The organism is Sphingomonas bacterium, from assembly GCF_903644135.1.
Classification (GTDB): Bacteria; Pseudomonadota; Alphaproteobacteria; order Sphingomonadales; family Sphingomonadaceae; genus Sphingomonas.
Window position 1 is genome coordinate 1 of the sequence record NZ_CAHJXA010000184.1, and the last position, 5,626, is coordinate 5,626.

8 protein-coding genes are annotated in these 5,626 nt (G+C 70.1%); 4 read left to right on the forward strand and 4 right to left on the reverse strand.

Annotation, left to right across the window (positions count from 1 at the left end; genetic code table 11):
- The 4 genes from HUU96_RS10300 to argH all read right to left on the reverse strand — a co-directional run.
- The coding region (locus HUU96_RS10300; RefSeq protein WP_302480236.1) for a precorrin-2 dehydrogenase/sirohydrochlorin ferrochelatase family protein at window positions 1-301 on the reverse strand (301 nt) is incomplete at its 3' end.
- Window positions 302-392: 91 nt separating this feature from the next.
- A complete protein-coding gene (gene lysA / locus HUU96_RS10305) occupies window positions 393-1,661 on the reverse strand; it encodes a diaminopimelate decarboxylase (RefSeq protein WP_174292719.1) in 1,269 nt (422 codons plus the stop codon).
- Window positions 1,662-1,666: 5 nt separating this feature from the next.
- Window positions 1,667-1,906, reverse strand: coding sequence for a hypothetical protein (locus HUU96_RS10310; RefSeq protein WP_174292720.1), 240 nt, complete (start codon window positions 1,904-1,906; stop codon window positions 1,667-1,669).
- Window positions 1,903-3,270 carry an argininosuccinate lyase gene (gene argH / locus HUU96_RS10315; RefSeq protein ID WP_174292725.1) on the reverse strand — a complete coding sequence of 456 codons (1,368 nt, stop codon included), beginning with the start codon at window positions 3,268-3,270 and terminating at the stop codon, window positions 1,903-1,905. The genes HUU96_RS10310 and argH overlap by 4 nt, the downstream gene beginning before the upstream one ends.
- A gap of 16 nt (window positions 3,271-3,286) precedes the next feature.
- Here argH and HUU96_RS10320 point away from each other — a divergent pair, with 16 nt between their 5' ends.
- The 4 genes from HUU96_RS10320 to ruvA all read left to right on the forward strand — a co-directional run.
- Window positions 3,287-3,883, forward strand: coding sequence for a TlpA family protein disulfide reductase (locus tag HUU96_RS10320; RefSeq protein WP_254605177.1), 597 nt, complete (start codon window positions 3,287-3,289; stop codon window positions 3,881-3,883).
- A gap of 63 nt (window positions 3,884-3,946) precedes the next feature.
- Window positions 3,947-4,690: a YebC/PmpR family DNA-binding transcriptional regulator gene (locus HUU96_RS10325; RefSeq protein ID WP_174292721.1), complete on the forward strand. Its 744-nt coding sequence runs from the start codon at window positions 3,947-3,949 to the stop codon at window positions 4,688-4,690.
- 136 nt (window positions 4,691-4,826) lie between these two features.
- The gene (gene ruvC, locus HUU96_RS10330) at window positions 4,827-5,312 is read left to right on the forward strand and encodes a crossover junction endodeoxyribonuclease RuvC (protein ID WP_174292722.1); all 486 of its coding nucleotides are present in this window, start codon (window positions 4,827-4,829) and stop codon (window positions 5,310-5,312) included.
- Window positions 5,313-5,321: 9 nt separating this feature from the next.
- A partial coding sequence (gene ruvA, locus HUU96_RS10335; RefSeq protein WP_174292723.1) for a Holliday junction branch migration protein RuvA occupies window positions 5,322-5,626 on the forward strand: 305 nt, incomplete at its 3' end.

Below are 5,626 nucleotides of genomic sequence, written 5' to 3' on the forward strand. Positions count from 1 at the left end.
CGGTGCCGATCGCGACGATCACCGGCGAGCGGTCGACAATCGCCGGCAGGGTGAAGTCGCACAAGGCCGGCCGGTCGACCGCATTGACCAGGATGCCGCGTGCCTTCAGCCGCGCCACCGCTGCCACCGCCGCCGCCTCGTCGTCGATGGCGACGATGGCGAGGGCGGCCTGAGCATCTTCACCGACCACTGCCGCGCCGGTGCGTTCGAGCAGGCGGCGCTTGGCCTCCGCCGCCTCGCCGTCGCCGAGCAGGATGATGGGGCGGCCTTGGGTTCTGACGAATAAGGGTAACGTCATCATCTCACCCTCACCCTTCTGCCTCCGGCGCTCCCTCCCTCTCCCATCGGGAGAGGGAACAGCTCGCCGCAGGCGAGCGAAAGGGTGAGGACCGTCACAACCAGTCCGGCACCCGCTCGGCGGCGATCAGCGTCTCTGGCGTCACCCGGTCGGCGACGACGGCATAGCGGTCGCCGTCGACCAGCACCTCGGGCACTAGCGCGCGGCTGTTATAGGTCGAGGCCATGGTTGCGCCATACGCGCCGGCGGTGCGGAACACCGCCAAGTCGCCCGACGCCACCGCGTCGATATCGCGACCCATCGCAAAGGTGTCGCCGCTCTCGCACACCGGCCCGGCGATGTTGGCGACCATCCGGGTCCCGGAGGGGCTGACCGCGACGAAGTCGTGCCAGGCATCGTACAGCGCCGGCCGCGCGAGGTCGTTCATCGCCGCATCGACGATGACATAGGGGTGGACGACGCCGGGCTTGACCCAGATCACTCGGGTCAGCAGCACCCCGGCGTTGCCGGCGATGACGCGGCCGGGCTCGAACATCAGCTCGGCGTCCCAGCCGTCGGTGACCCGCGCCACCATCGCGCCATAGGCTGCTGGGGAGGGCATCGTGTCGTCCGGCTTGTACGGCACGCCCAGGCCGCCGCCGAGGTCGACATGGCTGATCACGTGCCCCGCGCCGCGCAGCTCGGCGACCAGCTGGCCAATCCGCCGGTATGCGGCCTCCAGCGGCGCGAGGTCACCCAGCTGGCTGCCGATGTGGATGGCAACGCCGCGAAGGTCGAGGCCGGGCAGCGCCGCCAGCCGAGCGAACATCGCCGGTGCCTGGTCGATCGGCACGCCGAACTTGTTCTCCTTGCGCCCGGTGGAGATCTTGGCGTGGGTGCCGGCGTCGACATCCGGGTTGACGCGCAGCACCGCGGGAGCGCGCAGGCCCCGGGCGGCGGCAAGGGCGGCGAGCACCTCGCCCTCTTCCTCCAGCTCCAGGTTGAACTGGCCAATGCCCCCCCCGTTGTTGGCGTCGAGGCCGCGCGCCAGCTCCGCCGGGGTCTTGCCAACACCCGAAAAGACGATCTCGCTGGCCGGCATCCCCGCCGCCAGCGCCCGCGCCATCTCGCCGCCCGAGACCACGTCCGCGCCATAGCCCTCGTCCGCCAGCAGGCGCAGCACCGCGAGGTTGGGATTGGCCTTGATCGCATAGGCGAGGTGCTTGCGCGGCACCCCGGCCAGCCCCTCGCGGAACACGCGCGCGTGGCGGCGGAAGGTGGCGGCCGAATAGACATAGACCGGCGTCCCCACCGCCTCGGCAATGGCCGGCAGCGCCACGTCCTCGCAATGGAGGACGCCGTCACGATGAGCGAAATGGTCCATCGCGCTCAGTCTGGCGGCGGCAACGAATATTCGTCGGTGCGGCGTGCCTCGGAACTGGTCAGCAGCTCGTCGGAGCGGGCCGGGCGCTGCTGCGTCGTCGCCTTGATCAGCTGGTCGCGGGTCGGCGTGACGCGCGCGCCATAGGGCGCGACCGGCAGCGTCTCGCCGTCGCGCGGCTTCAGCTCGCGCGCCGCGCCGCAGCCCGCCAGGCTGGCTGCGAGGGCGATCAGGACCAGCCGCTTCATACCATCTCTCCCCGGGCCGCCGCGATCGCCGCGCGGACATTGGCGGGCGCGGTGCCGCCGAAGCTGGTGCGGCTCGCCACCGATGCGTCGACGGTCAGGACGCCATAGACCCGCGCGTCTATCCGCGGGTCGATGGCGGTAAGGTCCTCGATCGGCACCGCGTCCAGGCCGATGCCCAGCTCCTCGGCACGCTTCACCGCGCGGCCGGTGACATGGTGCGCCTCGCGGAACGGCAGCCCCGCCTCGCGCACCAGCCAGTCGGCGAGATCGGTGGCGGTGGCATAGCCGCTCTCGGCGACGGCGCGCATCCGTTCGGTGCGGAAGGTCGCGCTCTCGACCATCCCGGTCATCGCCGCGATCGACAGCGCCAGCAGGCCGTGCGCCTCGAACACCGGCGGCTTGTCGTCCTGCATGTCCTTGGAATAGGCGAGCGGCAGGCCCTTCATCGTCACCATCAGCGCGGTCAGGCAGCCCAGGATGCGCCCGCTATGCCCGCGCACCAGCTCGGCGGCGTCGGGATTGCGCTTCTGCGGCATGATCGAACTACCGGTCGACCATTGATCCGACAGTGCCACGAAGCCGAACGGCTGCGACGCCCACAGCACGAACTCCTCGGCGAGCCGCGACAGGTGGAGCGCGCATTGCGTCGCGCAGGTCAGGTACTCGATCGCGAAATCGCGGTCGCTGACCGAGTCGAGGCTGTTGGTGGTCGGCCCGTCGAAACCCAGCGCCGCCGCCGTCGTATGGCGGTCGATCGGGAAGCTGGTCCCCGCCAGCGCCGCCGCGCCGAGCGGGCAGCTGTTCATGCGCGCGCGCGCGTCGGCGAAGCGGGAGAGGTCGCGCGCGATCATCGCGTCATAGGCCATCAGGTGATGGCCCAGCGTCACCGGCTGCGCCGACTGCAGGTGGGTGAAGCCGGGCATGACGCTGTCGGCGTGTTCCTCGGCGCTGTCCTGCAGCGCGCGGCGCAACGCCGTCAGCGCGGCCATTACCTCGTCGATCGCGTCGCGCACCCACAGGCGAAAGTCGGTCGCGACCTGGTCGTTGCGGCTGCGCGCGGTGTGGAGGCGGCCGGCGGCGGGGCCGATCGCGTCGGCGAGCCGCGCCTCGGTCAGCATGTGGATGTCCTCGAGCGCCAAGTCGTCAGGGACGCCGTTGGCGGCATAGTCGGCAGCCACTGCGTCAAGCCCCGCCGCGATCGCCGCCGCGTCGTCGGCGGACACGATGCCCTGCGCGCCCAGCATCGCGACATGTGCCTTGGAGCCAGCGATATCCTGCCGCCACATTTGCTTGTCGAAGGGGATGGAGGCATTGATCGCGCGCATCACCGCCGAGGGCCCTTCGGCGAAGCGCCCGCCCCACATGGTGTTGGAGGAAGTCATGCGAAGGTCAATGCTGTTGCCGGTGCTGCTGGTCCTGGCCCTGTCGGCCGCCGGTTGCGATAGGCGCTCGCCGTCTGCCGGGCAAGCTGAAGGGGCCAGCAATGTCGCGGCGGTCAGCCCCGACGAGGTCAAGCCCGGCGGCGGCGCTGCCACTACCAGCGCTGCGGGCGCGATCGACCGCAGCCATGCCGGTACGACTGCGCCCGACTATGCCTTCAAGGACGCGACTGGCAAGGCGGTGACGCTGGCCTCGTTCAAGGGCAGGCCGGTGCTGCTCAACTTGTGGGCGACCTGGTGCGGGCCGTGCGTCAAGGAGCTGCCGACGCTCGACGCGCTGGCGAAGCGCGAGGCGGGCAAGCTGACGGTGGTGGCCCTCAGCCAGGACATGGACGCCGGCAAGGCCGCGCCGTTCCTGGCCGCGCGCCACCTCGCCAACCTGGGTGCCTTTACCGATGCGTCGATGCGCTGGCTGCCGGCGGTGACCACCAACCTGCCGACCTCGATCCTGTACGGGGCCGACGGCAAGGAGCGCTGGCGGGTGCTGGGCGACCGCGACTGGACCGGCGCGGCGGCGGCGAAGGACCTTGCCTCCTGAGCTGCCGCTCTGGCGCAATCGGGCGGCGCGGCATAAGAAGCGCCATCACTCGCAGAGGCACCGATGGCAGGCCATTCCAAGTTCAAGAACATCATGCATCGCAAGGGCGCGCAGGACAAGAAGCGCTCCGGCCAGTTCTCCAAGCTCAGCCGCGAGATCACGGTGGCGGCCAAGATGGGCCTGCCCGATCCCGACATGAACCCTCGCCTGCGCGCCGCTGTCAATGCCGCCAAGGCGGCGTCGATGCCCAAGGACAATATCCAGCGCTCGATCGACAAGGCGGTGCGCGGCGACGTCGAGAGCTATGAGGAGATCCGCTATGAGGGGTTCGGCCCCGGCGGCGTCAGCCTCATCATCGAGGCGCTGACCGACAATCGCAACCGCACCGCCACCAACGTGCGCACCGCGGTCAACAAGAACGGCGGCAATCTGGGCGCGGCCGGTTCGGTCAGCCACGGCTTCGACCGGATGGGACTGATCAGCTATCCGGCCAGCGCGGGCAATGCCGAGACGGTATTCGAGGCGGCGCTGGAGGCGGGAGCAGAGGACGTCTCCTCCAGCGACGACGGTCACGAGATCTGGACCGCGATCGGCGACCTGCACGAGGTCGCCCGCACGCTGGAGCCGGTGCTGGGCGAGGCGGAGGGGGCCAAGCTCGCCTGGAAGCCGCAGACCATGGTCGCGGTGGGCGAAAGCGAGGCGACGACGCTGTTCAAGCTGATCGACACGCTGGACGACGACGACGACGTGCAGACGGTTTGGGGCAATTACGAGGTGTCGGACGAGGTGATGGAGAAGTTGGGGTGAGCGGTTGTCCCTCTCCCGCTGGGAGAGGGAGGGAGGCGCGTAGCGCCGGAAGGGTGAGGACAGTCTTGGGTCGAAACCTGCCCTCATCCTCCCATGCTTCGCATGGACCCCTCCTTCTCCCGGCGGGAGAGGCAATTTGATCCTGCTCGGCCTCGACCCTGGGCTCGGCACGACCGGCTGGGGGGTGATCCGCGCCGAAGGCAATCGGCTGAGCCACGTCGCCAACGGCCGCCTCAAGACCGACAGTGCCGAACCGCTTGCCCGGCGGCTGTCGCACCTCGACTCGATGCTGGCGGCGGTCATCGCCGACCACCAGCCGCAGGCGGCGGCGGTCGAGGAGGTGTTCGTCAACACCAACCCGCAATCGACGCTGAAGCTGGGCCAGGCGCGCGGCGTCATCCTACTTGGCGTCGCGCGCGCCGGGATCGAGCCGGGCGAATATGCCTCGCGGCTGGTCAAGAAGGCGGTGGTCGGCGTCGGCGGCGCGGAGAAGGTGCAGGTCCACGCGATGATTGCGCGGCTGCTCCCTGGCGTCGTCATAGACGGGCCGGACGCGGCGGATGCGCTGGCGGTGGCGATCACCCATGCGCATCATCTGGCCAGCGCTCGGCGGCGGCCCTAAGCCGGCGCGATGATCGCCCACCTCAAAGGACGCCTGGAGGCGACGGGGGTCGACCACGCGGTGATCGATGTCGGTGGTGTCGGCTATCTGATCGGTGCGTCGTCGCGCACGCTGGCGGCGCTCGGCCCGGTCGGCGAGGCGGCGACCTTGTTCACCGAAATGCTGGTGGCGGAGGACTCGATCCGGCTGGTCGGCTTCGCGCGGATCGACGAACGCGACTGGTTCCGCCACCTGACCGGCGTGCAGGGGGTCGGCGCGCGGGTGGCGCTGGCGATCCTGTCGGTGCTGGAACCGGCCGAGCTGTCTCGGGCGAT

Bases quoted from the DNA above. Each gene is read 5' to 3' on its own strand.
- lysA (WP_174292719.1), bottom strand. From the start codon at position 1,661: ATGGACCATTTCGCTCATCGTGACGGCGTCCTCCATTGCGAGGACGTG.
- HUU96_RS10310 (WP_174292720.1), bottom strand. From the start codon at position 1,906: ATGAAGCGGCTGGTCCTGATCGCCCTCGCAGCCAGCCTGGCGGGCTGC.
- argH (WP_174292725.1), bottom strand. From the start codon at position 3,270: ATGTGGGGCGGGCGCTTCGCCGAAGGGCCCTCGGCGGTGATGCGCGCG.
- HUU96_RS10320 (WP_254605177.1), top strand. From the start codon at position 3,287: ATGCGAAGGTCAATGCTGTTGCCGGTGCTGCTGGTCCTGGCCCTGTCG.
- HUU96_RS10325 (WP_174292721.1), top strand. From the start codon at position 3,947: ATGGCAGGCCATTCCAAGTTCAAGAACATCATGCATCGCAAGGGCGCG.